At 64.8% G+C, this 15,690-nt stretch carries 15 protein-coding genes; 8 read left to right on the top strand and 7 right to left on the bottom strand.

Going from position 1 to position 15,690, the window contains the following annotated elements:
- Positions 1 to 136: 136 nt before the first annotated feature.
- From CAG34_RS24260 to CAG34_RS24235, 6 genes are read right to left on the bottom strand one after another with little or no spacing between them, the layout of a single operon-like run.
- Positions 137 to 1,876 (bottom strand): ABC transporter substrate-binding protein, encoded by a 1,740-nt coding sequence (locus CAG34_RS24260; RefSeq protein ID WP_013971878.1) that lies wholly within the window; start codon positions 1,874 to 1,876, stop codon positions 137 to 139.
- Positions 1,877 to 1,915: 39 nt separating this feature from the next.
- Complete coding sequence (locus CAG34_RS24255) at positions 1,916 to 2,188, bottom strand: DUF2160 domain-containing protein (protein WP_013971877.1); 273 nt, start codon at positions 2,186 to 2,188, stop codon at positions 1,916 to 1,918.
- Between the two features lie 12 nt (positions 2,189 to 2,200).
- Positions 2,201 to 3,001 carry a carbohydrate ABC transporter permease gene (locus CAG34_RS24250; protein ID WP_085592882.1) on the bottom strand — a complete coding sequence of 267 codons (801 nt, stop codon included), beginning with the start codon at positions 2,999 to 3,001 and terminating at the stop codon, positions 2,201 to 2,203.
- 3 nt (positions 3,002 to 3,004) lie between these two features.
- Positions 3,005 to 3,868, bottom strand: coding sequence for a carbohydrate ABC transporter permease (locus CAG34_RS24245; protein ID WP_013971875.1), 864 nt, complete (start codon positions 3,866 to 3,868; stop codon positions 3,005 to 3,007).
- The gene (locus CAG34_RS24240; protein WP_085592880.1) at positions 3,865 to 4,974 is read right to left on the bottom strand and encodes an ABC transporter ATP-binding protein; all 1,110 of its coding nucleotides are present in this window, start codon (positions 4,972 to 4,974) and stop codon (positions 3,865 to 3,867) included. Before CAG34_RS24240 ends, CAG34_RS24245 begins: the two co-directional genes overlap by 4 nt.
- On the bottom strand, positions 4,974 to 6,068 hold the full coding sequence (locus tag CAG34_RS24235) for an ABC transporter ATP-binding protein (RefSeq protein ID WP_025338412.1): 1,095 nt from the start codon (positions 6,066 to 6,068) through the stop codon (positions 4,974 to 4,976). The genes CAG34_RS24240 and CAG34_RS24235 overlap by 1 nt, the downstream gene beginning before the upstream one ends.
- Positions 6,069 to 6,292: 224 nt before the next feature.
- Between CAG34_RS24235 and CAG34_RS24230 the strand changes: the two genes are divergently transcribed.
- From CAG34_RS24230 to CAG34_RS24200, 7 genes are all read left to right on the top strand, one after another.
- The gene (locus CAG34_RS24230; protein WP_085592878.1) at positions 6,293 to 8,041 is read left to right on the top strand and encodes a sigma-54-dependent Fis family transcriptional regulator; all 1,749 of its coding nucleotides are present in this window, start codon (positions 6,293 to 6,295) and stop codon (positions 8,039 to 8,041) included.
- Between the two features lie 339 nt (positions 8,042 to 8,380).
- Positions 8,381 to 9,445: an ornithine cyclodeaminase gene (locus CAG34_RS24225; protein WP_085592876.1), complete on the top strand. Its 1,065-nt coding sequence runs from the start codon at positions 8,381 to 8,383 to the stop codon at positions 9,443 to 9,445.
- A 152-nt stretch (positions 9,446 to 9,597) separates the two neighbouring features.
- A complete protein-coding gene (locus CAG34_RS24220) occupies positions 9,598 to 10,107 on the top strand; it encodes an Lrp/AsnC family transcriptional regulator (protein WP_085592874.1) in 510 nt (169 codons plus the stop codon).
- A 437-nt stretch (positions 10,108 to 10,544) separates the two neighbouring features.
- Positions 10,545 to 11,855 (top strand): C4-dicarboxylate transporter DctA, encoded by a 1,311-nt coding sequence (locus tag CAG34_RS24215; protein ID WP_003260726.1) that lies wholly within the window; start codon positions 10,545 to 10,547, stop codon positions 11,853 to 11,855.
- A gap of 44 nt (positions 11,856 to 11,899) precedes the next feature.
- Positions 11,900 to 12,604: a FadR/GntR family transcriptional regulator gene (locus CAG34_RS24210; protein WP_025338408.1), complete on the top strand. Its 705-nt coding sequence runs from the start codon at positions 11,900 to 11,902 to the stop codon at positions 12,602 to 12,604.
- A gap of 16 nt (positions 12,605 to 12,620) precedes the next feature.
- Positions 12,621 to 13,289: a GntR family transcriptional regulator gene (locus CAG34_RS24205; RefSeq protein ID WP_025338407.1), complete on the top strand. Its 669-nt coding sequence runs from the start codon at positions 12,621 to 12,623 to the stop codon at positions 13,287 to 13,289.
- 243 nt (positions 13,290 to 13,532) lie between these two features.
- Entirely contained in the window at positions 13,533 to 14,594 is a 1,062-nt protein-coding gene (locus CAG34_RS24200; RefSeq protein WP_085592872.1) for a hypothetical protein, read from the top strand.
- Between the two features lie 44 nt (positions 14,595 to 14,638).
- On the opposite strand, the gene CAG34_RS24195 is transcribed toward CAG34_RS24200, so the two are convergent.
- Positions 14,639 to 15,067 carry a PACE efflux transporter gene (locus tag CAG34_RS24195; RefSeq protein ID WP_085592870.1) on the bottom strand — a complete coding sequence of 143 codons (429 nt, stop codon included), beginning with the start codon at positions 15,065 to 15,067 and terminating at the stop codon, positions 14,639 to 14,641.
- Positions 15,068 to 15,169: 102 nt separating this feature from the next.
- Between CAG34_RS24195 and CAG34_RS24190 the strand changes: the two genes are divergently transcribed.
- On the top strand, positions 15,170 to 15,690 hold a 521-nt coding region (locus CAG34_RS24190; RefSeq protein ID WP_143516536.1), incomplete at its 3' end, for a LysR family transcriptional regulator.

Here is a 15,690-nt window from a genome sequence, read left to right as displayed (position 1 = left end):
TGCCGTTTTTTTTGCCCGTAAAATATGCACTGGCTTTACCGGCCTCTTCGCGGGCTTGCCCGCTCCCACAGGTACTGCGCGGGGTACTTGTGGGAGCGGGCAAGCCCGCGAAGAAGCCAGCGCGGTATTCAGCCGGTCACTTCCTGGCCGCCTCCCACGACTTCAGCAGTTCGTTGTAGCTGACCGTCTCGCCCTTGGGCTTTTCGTTGGCCAGTTTCGGTTTCGGCGCCCCGGGCTGGTCGAACCAGTACTGGGCGTCCTTCTCCGGGTTCAGCTTCGGTGCGCAGGTGGCCTGGGCGTTGGACCGCTGCAAGCGCTCCATCATCCGGTCCTGGTCGCGGGCCAGGCCGTCCAGCGCTTCCTGCGGGGTCTTCTCGCCACTGGCCACTTCGGCGATGTGGCTCCACCACAACTGCGCCAACCGCGGGTAATCCGGCACGTTGGTGCCGGTCGGTGTCCACTGTACCCGCGCCGGGCTGCGGTAGAACTCCACCAGCCCGCCCAGCTTGGGCGCCAGTTCGGTCATGGCCTGGGAGTTGATGTCCGACTCGCGAATCGGCGTGAGGCCGACGATGGTCTTTTTCAGCGACACGGTCTTGGAGGTAACGAACTGGGCGTACAGCCACGCAGCCAGGCGTTGCTTCTCGGGGGTGGACTTGAAGAAGGTCCACGAACCGGTGTCCTGGTAGCCCAGCTTCATCCCCTCCTCCCAGTACGGCCCCTTCGGTGAAGGCGCCATGCGCCACTTCGGCGTGCCGTCGGCGTTCACCACCGGCAAACCGGGCTTGGTCATGTCGGCGGTAAACGCGGTGTACCAGAAGATCTGCTGGGCGATGTTGCCCTGGGCCGGCACCGGGCCGGCTTCGGAGAAGGTCATGCCCTGGGCTTCCTTGGGCGCATAGGCACGCATCCAGTCCACGTACTTCTGCGTGGCATACACGGCGGCCGGGCCGTTGGTGTCGCCGCCACGGGTCACGCTGGACCCCACCGGGTGGCAGTCCTCCACGCGAATGCCCCATTCGTCCACCGGCAAACCATTGGGCAGGCCTTTGTCGCCGCCACCCGCCATGGAGAACCAGGCATCGGTGAAGCGCCAGCCCAGCGACGGGTCTTTCTTGCCGTAGTCCATGTGGCCATAAACGCGTTTGCCGTCGATTTCCTTGACGTCTTCGGTGAAGAACCTGGCAATGTCCTCGTAGGCCGACCAGTTCACCGGTACGCCCAGCTCGTAGCCGTACTTTTCCTTGAACCTGGCCTTCAGCTCGGGCCGCTCGAACCAGTCGGCACGGAACCAGTAGAGGTTGGCGAACTGCTGGTCGGGCAGTTGGTAGACCTTGCCATCCGGCGCGGTGGTGAAGGAAATGCCGATGAAGTCCTTCAGGTCCAGGGTCGGCGAAGTGTAGTCCTTGCCTTCGTTGGCCATCAGGTCGGTGATCGATTCCACCTTGCCGTAGCGAAAGTGCGTACCGATCAGGTCGGAGTCGTTGACCCAGCCGTCATAGATGTTCTTGTCCGACTGCATCTGTGTCTGCAGCTTTTCCACCACGTCGCCTTCCTGCAACAGGTCGTGGGTCAGCTGTATACCGGTGATCTCGCTGAAGGCCTTGGCCAGCACCTTGGACTCGTATTCATGGGTGGTGATGGTTTCCGACACCACGTTGATCTTCATGCCGCGGAACGGCTCGGCAGCCTTGATGAACCACTTCAACTCGGCCAGCTGCTGTTCAGGGGTAAGGGTCGAAGGCTTGAACTCACTGCCGAGCCACTTCCTTGCCGCATCCTCGTACTGGTCGGCCCAGGCTGTGCCCTGCACGCTGGCCAGTACCAGCAACGCGGCCAGGGTCAAATGTCGCCTGTTGTACTTGTTGTCGAACATTGTGATCTCCCGTTTCAGTTATCCCACAGGGCCGCTCGCTCAGCCCCAGCGCAGCACCACCACCAGCCACGCCAGCGACAGCAGCGAGGCCACCCACAATGGCCATTCGCTGACGCCAACCACCAGCAAATGCAGGTAGGCGCTGGCCAGCAGGCCGATGAACAAGCGGTCGCCACGGCTGGTGACCAGCGGCAGGAAGCCGCGTCGCTCCACGCAGGGGCGGCGCAGTTCGAGCAGGGTCATGCCCAGCAGCAGCACGCCAACGGCGGCGAAGAACAGCGCCGTCGGCAAGGTCCAGGCCATCCACTCCATGCCTTGCCCTCCTCAAACCCGGCCCAGGGCGAAGCCCTTGGCCACATGGTTGCGCACGAACCAGATCACCAGCATGCCCGGCAAGATGGTCAGTACCCCCGCCGCCGCCAACACGCCCCAATCGATGCCCGAGGCCGACACGGTACGGGTCATCACCGCGGCGATCGGTTTGGCATTCACCGAGGTCAGGGTGCGCGCCAGCAGCAGCTCGACCCAGGAGAACATGAAACAGAAAAACGCCGTCACGCCGATGCCGGAGCCAATCAGCGGGATGAAGATCTTCACGAAGAAGCGCGGGAAGCTATAGCCGTCGATGTAGGCTGTTTCGTCGATTTCCTTCGGCACACCAGACATGAACCCTTCGAGGATCCACACCGCCAGCGGCACGTTGAACAGGCAGTGGGCCAGGGCCACGGCGATATGGGTATCGAACAGGCCGATCGACGAATACAGCTGGAAGAACGGCAGCAGGAACACCGCCGGTGGCGCCATGCGGTTGGTCAGCAGCCAGAAGAACAGGTGCCGGTCACCGAGGAAGCGGTAACGCGAGAAGGCATATGCCGCTGGCAGCGCCACCAGCAGCGAAATCACCGTGTTCAGGCACACGTAGTACAGCGAATTGATGTAGCCGCTGTACCAGCTGGCATCGGTGAAGATTACCCGGTAGTTGTCGAGGGTGAACGCCTGTGGCCACAGGGTCAGGCCGCCGAGGATCTCGGTGTTGCTCTTGAACGACATGTTCAGCAGCCAGTAGATAGGCACCAGCAGGAAGACGAAGTACAGCAAAAGGGCCAGCGATTTGCGCGTGCTCATGGCCTAGTCCTTGTCGGCATGGGTCATGGCTGTGTAGAACAGCCACGAAACCAGCAGGATGATCAGGAAGTACACCAGCGAGAATGCCGCCGCCGGGCCCAGGTCGAACTGCCCCACGGCCATGCGCGTGAGGGTCTGGCTGAGGAAGGTGGTGGCGTTGCCGGGCCCGCCACCGGTCAGCACGAAGGGTTCGGTATAGATCATGAAACTGTCCATGAAGCGCAGCATCACCGCGATCAGCAGCACGTTCTTCAGCTTGGGCAACTGGATATGGCGGAACACCGCCCAGCCCGAGGCGCGGTCGATGCGCGCAGCCTGGTAGTACACGTCGGGGATGGCGCGCAGCCCCGAATAACAGAGCAACGCCACCAGCGATGTCCAGTGCCACACGTCCATCACCAGCACGGTCAGCCAAGCGTCGAACGGGTCGCCGGCGTAGTTGTAGCTGACCCCGAGCTTGGCCAGGGTGGCGCCGAGCAGGCCGATGTCGGCCCGGCCGAAAATCTGCCAGATGGTGCCAACCACGTTCCACGGGATCAGCAACGGGATGGCCATGACGATCAGGCACACCGAGGCCATGCGCCCCTTGGTCGGCATGGTCAGGGCAATGGCGATGCCCAGCGGGATCTCGATCAGCAGCACGCAGGCGGAATAGATGAACTGGCGCAGCAGCGCATCGTGCAGCGCCGGGTCGCGCAGCACCTGGCGGTACCAGTCGGCGCCGACGAAGTAGCGGTTGGACTGGTCGAAGATGTCCTGCACCGAGTAGTTGACCACCGTCATCATCGGCACCACCGCACTGAATGCCACCAGCAGGAACACCGGCAGCACCAGCCACCAGGCCTTGTTGTTCGGCACCTTGTTCATGGCCCGGCCTCCAGCAGTACATCGTCGACGTACAGCATCAGCCACTGCGCCGGCAGGCTGACCCAGGCCTGGGCCACCGGCAGCGGGCGGTCCTCGCCCAGGCGCGCCTTGAGCGCGACACCGCCCAGTTCGAGGGTGACGATGCGGTAGGTGCCCAGGTCCTCGACGTCCAGCACCCGTGCCGGGTAGGCGTCATCGAACGGGCTGTCCCACAGCTGCACGAATTCCGGGCGGATGCCTACCTGCAGGCGTCCACCGCCTGTGGCCGCCAGGCGCTCTCGCAGGTGCTCCCGCAGTTGCCCGGGCAGCACCAGGTGAATATCGCCGAACGCCACCCCGTCCGCTTCGGCGCATACCTCGATCAGGTTCATCCCCGGGCTGCCGATGAAGTAACCGACGAAGGTATGCCGCGGCCGCTCGAACAGTTCGCGCGGGGTGCCGAACTGAACGATGCGCCCGCCGTGCATCACCGCGATCTTGTCGGCGAACGTCGAGGCTTCCAACTGGTCGTGGGTGACGTAGATCATGGTGATGTTGAACTGCTCGTGGATCTGCTTGAGCTTGCGCCGCAGCTTCCACTTCAGGTGCGGGTCGATCACCGTCAGCGGCTCGTCGAACAGGATCGCCGACACGTCATCGCGCACCAGGCCACGGCCCATGGAGACCTTCTGCTTTTCGTCGGCACTGAGGTTGCGCGCCTTCTTGCGCAGCACGGCCGAGAGGTCGAGCACCTCGGCAATTTCCTCCACCCGGGCCTGCACCCGGGCTTCGTCCAGCCCCTGGTTGCGCAAGGGAAACGCCAGGTTGTCGAACACCGTCATGGTGTCGTACACGACCGGGAACTGAAACACCTGGGCGATGTTGCGCGCCTGTGGTGACAGCTGGTTGACCGGCTTGCCGTCGAACAGCACCTCGCCGTGGGACGGTGTCAGCAGCCCGGAAATGATGTTGAGCAAGGTCGACTTGCCGCAGCCCGACGGCCCGAGCAAGGCGTAGGCACCGCCCTGCTCCCACACATGCTCCAGCGCGTGCAGGGCATAGTCTGCCTCGCTGGCGGGCTGGCGGCTGTAGCTGTGCGCCAGTTGGCGCAGGCGGATCTCGGCCATCACCCTCTCCTTGCCTGGCGCAGCCCCGGGGCCTGCACCAGCGCCCCAGCGCTGTCGAACACGAACAGCTTGTGGGTGGGGATGAACACGCGGATCGGCGTGTCCACCTGGTATTCGTGCACCCCTGGCAGGTGCAGGATCATGCGCCAGTGTTCGTTGCGTACATGCAGGAAGGTCTCTGAACCACTGATCTCGGCCAGTTCCACCAGCACCGACAATTCCAGGTCGTCGTCGTGGGCCGGCACCAGGCTGATGTGGCTGGGCCGCACGCCAAAGCGGTAGTCACCCTCGGCAAGCGGCTGCAGGTCGGCATTGCGGGCAAAGTGCACGGCCTGGGCCAGGCTCACGTCGTTGCCGCTGATACGGCCAGGCACCAGGTTGATCGGCGGCTCGGAAAACAGCTCGGCAGCCAGCACGCTGCCCGGGCGCTGGTAGACCTCGGCGGTAGGCCCGCTCTGGACGATACGGCCCTCATGCACCAGGGTGGTGGTGCCGCCCAGAGCCAGCGCCTCGTTGGGCTCGGTGGTGGCATACACGGCAATGCAGTGGCGTGCCGCGAACAGTTCGCGCAGCTCCTGGCGCAGGCCCTCGCGCAGTTTGTAGTCGAGGTTGACCAGTGGCTCGTCGAACAAAATCAGCGAGGCATCCTTGACCAGCGCCCGGGCCATTGCCGTGCGTTGCTGCTGGCCACCGGACAGCTCCAGCGGCAGGCGCTGCAGGTAGGCTTCGATGCGCAGCATTTCGGCGGTTTCCTGCACACGTCGGCGAATCTGGGGCTCGTCCATGCGTGCCTGGCGCAGCGGTGACGCAATGTTCTCGTACACGCTGAGGGTCGGGTAATTGATGAACTGCTGATACACCATCGACACATTGCGCTGGCGCACCGGCACGCCAGTCACGTCCTGGCCATCCATCAGCACCCGCCCCCGGTCCGGGCGATCGAGCCCGGCCATCAGGCGCATCAGGCTGGTCTTGCCGGCCAGGGTGCGGCCCAGCAGCACGTTGAACGAGCCGGGTTCGAAACGCAGTGAGGCATCGACGATCCAGGCCTGGTTGTCGACGCTGCGGCTGACCTGTTCCAGCACCAGGGACATGGCGTGGCCTTCTTGTGGTTTTTGTCTGCCGGGCACAGCCAGTTTCGTGCCAGTTGCACCGCAACCGTCTGGCCCGGGGCCTTGCTGGCAACACCGGCCAATCGCAGGTTCACAAGTGAACACAAGCACTGAACAACTGAACACTTGCCGGTTTGACATTGAACAACCGTGCACGACACTGAACAGCGGTCGGCCCCATGACAACAATCACACAGGACAGGCCCATGGCCGCATCCGCTTCGCCCCATGCCCAACTGATCCAGGCCTCCTGGGCTCGCTGCCGCGACCACGGCCTGCAACCTCAGCACGCCCCGGACTTCGACTGCCTGACCCGCGCCGAGCTGAACGCCCTGCTGGAGCAGCGCCAGGCCCTGCTGCGCCTGACCCGCGAAGCGGTGCTGCCGCAATATGCACACCTGCTGGGCAATGCCAGCTACCTGGTGATGCTGGCCGATGCCAGTGGCTGCCTGCTCGACAGCTGGGGCTCGCGGCGGTTCATCGAGCCGCGCCAGCAGCATGGCTTCAGCGCCGGTGCCCACTGGCACGAGCGCGGTGTCGGCACCAATGCGCTGGGCACCGCACTGGTCTGCGCCGAGGCGATTCACGTTGGCCAGGACGAACACTTCCTGCGCCAGAACCGCTACATGTCCAGCGCCGCCACGCCGCTGTTCGACGCCGAGCGGCAGCTGGTCGGGGTGCTGGATGTGGCCAGCGACGGCTACCTGCCCGCCAGCCAGACCCTGGGTCTGGTACGCATGATGGGCCAGAGCCTGGAGAACCGCCTGATCCTCGCCAAGCACGCCGACCAGCACGCGCAACTGATCTTCAACAGCGCCTCCGACAACCTCGACAGCCCCTGGGCCGGCCTGCTGGTGTTCGATGAGCACGGGCAGGTGCTGGCCGCCAATCACCGAGCCGACACCCTGCTCGGGGGCAACCCGCTGCAGCAGAACATCGCGCAACTGTTCCAGTTGCCCCTGCAACAGCTGCTCAGCCATCCCCGGCAACAGCCCTTCGCCCTGCAAGCCACCGGGCGCAACCGCTTTCATTGCCAGTGGCAGCCGCCGCGCGAGGCCCCCGGCCGCCCCGCCGCCAGCAGCGCCGAGCCACGCCTGGAGAAGGCCCTGGCGCAGGCCGGTCTGCTGCTGGAAAAGGACATCCCGGTGCTGGTGCAGGGGGAGACCGGCGTAGGCAAGGAGGTATTCGTCGATACCCTGCACCGGGCCAGCAGCCGCGCCAGCCAGCCGCTGATCGCGGTCAACTGCGCGGCGATCCCGGCCGAGCTGGTGGAGTCGGAACTGTTCGGCTACGACAAGGGCGCGTTCACCGGCGCCCACCAGAAGGGCAACCCGGGGCTGATCCGCAAGGCCCACCACGGCATCTTGTTCCTCGACGAAATCGGCGACATGCCGTTGCCCACCCAGGCCCGCCTGCTGCGCGTGCTGCAGACGCGCAGCATCCAGCCATTGGGCAGCGGCGAACCGGTGGCGGTGGATATCCGCGTGGTGTCGGCGAGCAACCGCGACCTGGCCGAAGAAGTGCGCGCCGGGCGCTTTCGCCAGGACTTGTATTACCGCATCGCCGGGCTGGCGGTGGTGTTGCCGCCGCTGCGCGAGCGCAGTGACCGCCGGCAACTGATCGAGCAGGTGCATGCGCGCTACCGCGACCCCGGGCAGCCTGCGCGGCTGCCTGCGGCCATTATCGAACTGCTCGATCAGCACCCCTGGCCGGGGAATATGCGTGAACTGGTGAGTGTGCTGCAGGTGGCGCTGGCCTTGGCGGGTAATGGGCCTGTCGGCGTCGAGCACCTGCCTGCAGGATTTCTGGCCGAGTTGCAGGCCCCCGTGCTGCTTGCCACTGAGGAAGCGGACCTGCACGCGCTGGTGGAGCAAGCCAACGGCAACCTGTCGGCGGTGGCGCGCGGGCTTGGGATCAGCCGCACCACGCTGTACAAGCGGTTGCGTGAGCGATGATTGCCTTTGCCTGTGCTGGCCTCATCGCCGGCAAGCCAGCTCCCACAAGGGAATGTGGCACGCTCTCGAACATTGTTCCCTGTGCGACAGCGCAGCCCAAAGGACTGGGCAATCTCCCACAGGTACAGCGCCGCTCTCAAGGCCTGTGATATCCCTGTGGGAGCCGGCTTGCCGGCGATAGGGCCGGGCCAGGCAACCACAGCCGATTCGGCTGCCAGCGCAGCGAAATCAGCCAAAGCCGCTACCGCCACAGCCCATTACAGCCAGCTTTACCTCCCCACCCGCCGCACAATGAAACCAGAGCCCACTCTGGAAGCGTCGACCGCAGGGAGACCCCTCATGACCCGCTATATCGATGTGCAAGACCTGGCCCGCCTGGTCAACCGCAAAGGCCTGCCCACGTGCCTGCTGGAAATGGCCGAGTACATCCGTCAGGACTACCTGCGCTGGCCCGCCTTCGAAAAGTGTGCCCGGGTGGCCAACCATTCAGCGGATGGCGTGATCGAGCTGATGCCAATCTCGGACGCCAGCCGCTACGCCTTCAAGTACGTCAACGGCCATCCGAAGAACACTCGCCATGGCCTGCCCACAGTGATGGCCTTCGGCGCCCTGGCGAGCGTCGATACTGGTGCACCGTTGCTGCTCAGCGAAATGACCCTGACCACCGCCATCCGCACTGCGGCCACCTCGGCCCTGGCCGCCCGCTACCTGGCGCGCGAAGACAGCCGCAGCATGGCGTTGATCGGCAATGGTTCGCAAAGCGAGTTCCAGGCCATCGCCTTCAATGCCCTGCTGGGCATCGATGAAATCCGCCTGTACGACATCGACCCGGCCGCTTCGGCCAAATTGGTCGCCAACCTGGCCAACCGCCCCGGCCTCAAGCTGAGCATCGCCAGCTCCGTGGCCGATGCGGTGCGCGGGGCCGATATCGTCACCACGGTGACCGCTGACAAGGCCTGCGCCACCATTCTCACCCCGGAGATGATCGAGCCGGGCATGCACCTGAACGCCGTAGGCGGTGACTGCCCAGGCAAGACCGAGCTGCACCGGGCGATTGTCGAGCGGGCCCGGGTGATCGTCGAGTACGAGCCGCAGAGCCGGGTGGAAGGCGAGATCCAGCAGATGCCGGCGGACTCGCCAGTGACCGAGTTCTGGCGTGTGGTTGCCGGGGAAGCCAAGGGGCGTGAGCGCGCCGAACAGGTGACGCTGTTCGACTCGGTGGGGTTTGCCCTGGAGGATTATTCGGCCTTGCGCTATGTGCTGGATACGGCGCAGGCACTGGGTATCGGCACGGATATCGGGCTGGTGCCGGTGCTGGAGGATCCGAAGGATTTGTATGGGTTGTTGCAGCCGCGGGTGGTGGAGTTGCGGGCAGTAAACAAGGCTAACTCCGTCTGTGCCTGATAGACCTTGGGGCTGCTGCGCAGCCCTTTCGCGACACAAGGCCGCTCCCACAAAAGGCCGCCGCCATTTCGAATGGTTGCGCGATCCCTGTGGGAGCGACCTTGTGTCGCGATGGGCCGCGCAGCGGCCCCCTTTACCGCCTAACCTTTTCCATGCCCTCTTCCGAACGAAGCCCAAGCGCATGGACACCAAGGACGCCAACGCCCCCCCCCCTCGACCGCATCGACGAAGCGATCATCGACATCCTGCGCCATGACGGCCGCATCACCTTCGAAAAACTCTCCAGCCTCGTCCACCTCACCCCCCGCCCCTGCCTGGAGCGTGTACGCAAGCTGGAGCGCCGTGGCGTGATCCGCGGCTACGGGGCAATCATCGACCTGCAGAAGGTGGCGCCCGGGGTGTCGCTGCTGGTGCTGGTCGCCCTGTCCAACCAAAGCGGGCGGGCCGCGCAGAAGGCCTTCGAAGCCACCCTGCGCAACTGCCCGGAAGTGCACGAGTGCCAGCTGATCAGCGGCCACTTCGACTACAGCCTGCGCCTGCGCTGCCGCGACATGGAACACTACCGGTTGCTCAGCGAAAGCTGGATGAACGACGACACCCTGCACATCGACAAGCTGGTCGCGCACCCGGTACTGGCCGAGGTCAAGCCAATGGCTCGCTGACGCGCTATCAAGAGTCGCGCCATTGCGCCGGGCGCGAACTCTACGAGGTCACCCGCATAATGCAAATAACCCTTATGAATCATGGCGTTATCGAAAATACTGAGGTCGGCATGGCGCTTGGCAAGCTGATTGCAAAGGTACCCGAGGCACTGGCCAAAGCCTGATCTGATTCATGTGCGCACGCGGTTCGCCGCTGCGATTCACCTGCGAACGGCCGCACTGCGGCCCGATCAACCAGACGCACCGAATTAGAGCGAGGCAGGCTGGATTGCCCCACAACTGGTCAGACCGGTAAGGCCAAAAACCTTGCAAAGTCGGATTTTTCGCGCTTTCATGGCTTCGCGCTGAACAAACCGGTAAGACCACAATAATTAAGTCCTGCGCTCTTTCGCCCCGTGCGGCTACCGAAGCAAGGACACCGATCAGAGATCCCTCCCATGCTCAAATGGTGCTCGCGTTCGATCTTCCTTCAAGTCGTGCTCGGCCTTGCCCTCGGCATCGCCTGCGGTCTCAGCTTCCCCGACCTTTCCCTGCAACTCAAACCCCTTGGCGACGGCTTCATCAAGCTGATCAAGATGCTCATCGGCCTGATCGTGTTCTGTGTGGTGGTCAGCGGTATCTCGGGCGCCGGAGACCTGAAAAAGGTCGGGCGCATCGGCCTGAAGTCGGTGATCTACTTCGAAGTGCTGACCACCCTGGCGCTGGTGATCGGCCTGGTGTTCGCCTTCACCAGCGGCATCGGCAGCGGCGCCAACATCCACCTGGACCAACTGTCCAGCGCCGACGCCAGCAGCCTGGCCGAGCGCGGCCAGCACATCCACGGTGCCACGGCATTCTTCATGGACCTGATCCCCACCTCGGTGATCGGGGCCTTCGCCGACAACAACATCCTCCAGGTGCTGCTGTTCTCGGTACTGTTCGGCAGCGCGCTGAACCTGGTGGGTGACTCGGCAGCCGGCATCTCGCGGCTGATCAACGAACTGAGCCACGTGATCTTCCGCATCATGGGCATGATCGTGCGCCTGGCACCGATCGGCGTGTTCGGCGCCATCGCCTTCACCACCAGCAAGTACGGCCTGGAATCGCTGCAACACCTGGGCGGGCTGGTGGCGCTGTTCTACCTGACCTGTGCCGGCTTCGTACTGATCGTGCTGGGCACGGTCATGCGCCTGTCGGGCCTGAAGCTGCTGCCACTGATCAAGTACCTGCGTGAAGAGCTGACCATCGTGCTGGGCACCGCCTCGTCCGATGCCGTACTGCCACAGATCATGCGCAAGCTCGAGCACCTGGGCATCGGCAGCTCCACCGTCGGCCTGGTGATCCCCACCGGCTATTCGTTCAACCTCGATGGTTTCTCCATCTACCTGACCCTGGCCATCGTGTTCATTGCCAACGCCACCGGCACGCCACTGGCAATGACCGACCTGCTGACCATCCTGCTGGTGTCGCTGGTGACTTCCAAGGGCGCTCACGGCATCCCAGGCTCGGCGCTGGTGATCCTTGCCGCTACCCTGACTGCCGTGCCGGCGATCCCGGTGGTCGGCCTGGTACTGGTACTGGCGGTGGACTGGTTCATGGGCATCGGCCGGGCGCTGACCAACCTGATCGGCAACTGCGTGGCCACCGTGGCCATCGCCCGCTGGGAGAAGGACATCGACCTGGAGCGCGCGCACAACGTGCTCGACGGCAAGCCCGGCTTCGCCCCCACGCCACGCAAGCAGCCCAACCCCCATCAACAGGAATTCTGAGCGAACGTGGCCGGCACTGATGCCGGCCCTTCCAGGAGCGAACCGTGATCAGCTCATCTACCGTCGTCAACTCAGTGGTGGAAAAACTGCGCCAGGCCCTCGCCCGAGGCCAATGGCGTACCGGCGACATGCTGCCAGGCCAGCGCGAGCTGGCCGAACAACTGGGTATCAGCCGCCCCAGCCTGCGCGAAGCGGTGACCGTGCTGGAAACCCTGGGCCTGGTGCGTTCGCTGCCGGGCAAGGGCGTGCTGGTGCTGGATGCCGATGCCGCCGCCCAGGAGCCGGGCGTGGACACCAGCGCCGCAGCCAGCCTGGCCGACGTGCTGGAGCTGCGCTACACCCTCGAGCCCTTCATCGTCGGCCTGGTGGCGCAGTCGGCCAACAGCCAGGACATCGGCCAGCTGCGCCTGACCCTGATGGACATGCGTGAAGCGCTGGAGGCCGATGACAGCGAAGCCGGCGTCAGGGCCTACATCGCCTTCCATGAAGCGCTGTTCGCCCTGACCACCAACCCGATCTTCCAGAGCGTGGTGCAACAGACCGGCAATGCCCTCAAGCAGAGCGCCGACATGCTGCGCAATTCGCCAGAGCACCTGGCCGCGCGGCTGAAGGAAAACGAAGCGGTGGTGCGCGCCATACGTGAGCGCAGCAGCGCCCAGGCCAGTGCCCAGATGCGCCAGCACATCCTGGCCGAAGGGTTGCGCATGGGCATCCCGTTGAACATCCCGGACGAACACCCGCATCCATGACCCCAGGAGAGCGACCATGAACGCCGCCCCTCACTTGCCGGCCCTGCTCGCGGCCGGCGAAACCCGCCTGTCGGCCGAGCAGATCTACCCGCGGCTGTTCGATGCCATTCTCGAACAGCGCCTGCCACCTGGCAGCCTGTTGCCCGAACAGGCGCTGGGCCACGCCTTTGGCGTCAGCCGTACAGTGATCCGCCGCGTGCTCGGGCGCCTGTCCGACCAGCAGGTGGTGGTGCAGCGCCCCAGCCACACTGCGCATCTGGCCGCGCCCGACCCGGAGCAGGCCCGCCAGGTGCTCAGCGCCCGGCGCCTGGCCGAAACCACGCTGATCACCCTGGCCGCGCAACGCGCCCGGCCGGTACAGATTCGCCAGTTGCGACAACTGGTGGAGCGCGAGCGCCAGCACCATGAGAACGGCGAGCGTTGTGCGGCGATCCGCCTGGGCGGCGAGTTTCACCTGAAACTGGCACAGGTGGCCGCCAATGCGCCACTGGCACGGTTCCTCAACGGCCTGGTGCCGATGACCTCGCTGATCATCGCCCGCTACGAGTCGCCATGCTGCGACCACTGCGCGTGGCAGGAACATGCGGCGATCATCGATGCCGTGGAGCACGGCGATGCCGAGGCAGCGCTGGGGCTGATGCACAAGCATCTCGACCGCCTGGAAGAAAAGCTCGACCTGGAATGACCGATTCAAGCTGACGCCCCCCTTGTAGGAGCGGCCTTGTGTCGCGATGGGGCGCGAAGCGGCCCCAGGATTTCAGCTGTGCAGCAGAAATTGCCGGGGCCGCTTTGCGGCCCTTTCGCGACACAAGGCCGCTCCTACATGGATCGCGTTGGCCGGGCGATGGCCGATAGGCTGCACGGCAGCCCTTCACTCCCCACCCTATACTCCGAGAACCACCCCAGCCTCTATCAGGGAGGCGGTTGCGTGAGCACTCGAGTCCTCCTGCTGCTGTGCCTGCTGCTGGCCCTGGCCGGCTGCGCAGGCAAGCCGCCACCTGTCCCGCCACCACCGGTGGTGCTCACCCCCGCCGCCTGGCAACGCATCGACCAGGAACTGATCGAAGCCTCGGTCGGCGCCGCCAGCTCGGCCAACGACTATGCCCGGCGCTCCATGCGAGTGTGGAAGGAACAGGTGCAGCAGCGCACCGAAAGCGACTTTGTCCCGTGGTTCACCGGCTACTGGACCCAGCAGTGGCTGACCCTCAAGGTGGCCTGGTACAAGATCGACAGTGGTGAAGGCCGGGAGCCGGCGGAAAAGCGCCTGGCGCTGTACCTGCAGGAGCAGTACCACAAGCGGGTGATCGAACCGGTGGCCGAGCAGATCAACCCCGAAGGCATCCGCGACCGTGCCAGCGAGCTGTACCTGCAACTGCTCGGCCAGCAGCTGCCGGCCATCATCAGCCGCTACAACGCGCCCCCCGAGCAGTTCAGCCAGCGCCTCAACCGCATCCCCGCCATCGCCCTGGGGCCGCCGGATGCGCGCAATGCCAGCCTGTACCAACTACTGCGGGCCAAGTCGCTAGCCCAGCAACCGGCCTGGCAAGCCATGCGCCAGCACCTGCACCAGCAGGCCGGCAAAGGCCCCGGGAGGACCGATGTCGGGCTGAACTCGGTGGCCAACCAGGCCAGCGAAAAGCTCGGCGCCACCCTGGCCCCGCGCGGCATCGCCAGTGCCGTGGCGTCGGCGGTGGGCAAGGTGGCGGGGGCGATGATTTCGATTGCGGCGGCCGGTTACGGGATGATGACCCATGACCGCGAACACCCGCAGATGGTCGAGCAGTTGCGGGTGATCCTCAACGTGGCGCTGAACCAGGAATGGCAGGAGCTGATGGAGAACCGCCAGAGCGGGGCCATGTCGGGGGTGTACTACCTGTCGGGGCAGGTCGAGGACAGCTTGCTGGCCAGTGCGCCAAAGCCGGCTGAACAACCGGTTGAGCAGCAGGTGAAGCAGCAGCAGGAGCCTTTGATCATTCGCTTGCCGCCTTAGTAGTGGTTTTCTGTGCCCGCGAAGAGGCCGCCACAGGTATCGCGTCAGGCCGTAGCCAACGCAGAACTGGGCAAGCCAAAGATCCGGTCGAACGCCCAGTTGTAGGCAAAGGTGTAGCACGGCACCAGCACGATGAACGCCATATCCACCAGCAACGCCTCCAGCAATGTCATGTCCAGCCACCAGGCAATCAGCGGGATCAGGTACACCACCAGGGTCAGCTGGAAGCCGATGGCATGCGCCACCCGCCGTGCCACACTGCGCCCGCGCGTGGCCTGGCGGCTCTCCCACCACTCGAACAGGGTGTTGTAGATCAGGTTCCAGAGCATGGCGATGGTGGTGATCATCACCGCCAGAGGCCCGGTATGCGACGCTTGGGTGTCCGACAGGTAGGCCAGCCCGAGGGTCGACATGCACAGCCCGATCAGTTCATAGAAAGTCACGTAGACCAGTTTGCGTTTGAGTCCCTGCACCCGGGGTTACCTCCAATGACAAAAGCGATGGGGCGCGATCATGCTTCATCATGCTTGACAGCAAAAGTCAGCAGCTGTCAGATCTACTGACAGGAGGCTGCCATGAACTTTTCCAGCGACAATATCCAGCTGTTTCTCGCCGTGCTCGACCGCGGTTCGTTTTCCGCCGCCGCGCGCGCCCTGCAGCGGGTGCCTTCGGCCGTGAGCATGGCCATCGGCAACCTCGAGGCCGAACTGGGCTACACCCTGTTCGAGCGCGGCCCGCGGGAAGTCCGCCCGACCGCCCAGGCCATGGCGCTGGAACCCCGTGCCCGGCTGATCGCCGAGCAGTTGGGGCTGCTGCAGGTGCATGCCCTGGAGCTGTCCCAGGGGCTGGAGAGCAGCCTGACCCTGGCGGTGGTGCCGGACATCGACCACCGCCCGCTGCTGGCGGCCATCGCTCGCCTGGGTGAGCGGCACCCGCTGCTGGACATCGCCTTGCTCAGCGCCCCGCAGGAAGAGGCCGTGCACCTGCTGGACAGCGGCCGCGCCGACCTCTGCGTAGCCTTTGCCGGGCTGCAGGTCGATGCCCGGCGCGGCTTCCAGCACATCGGCATGGAGTCGCTGGTGGCCACCCTGTCGCC

The sequence above is a fragment of the Pseudomonas sp. B14(2017) genome (assembly GCF_002113255.1).
Lineage (GTDB): Bacteria > Pseudomonadota > Gammaproteobacteria > Pseudomonadales > Pseudomonadaceae > Aquipseudomonas > Aquipseudomonas putida_Z.
This window is presented reverse-complemented; position numbering and strand designations above follow the sequence as displayed.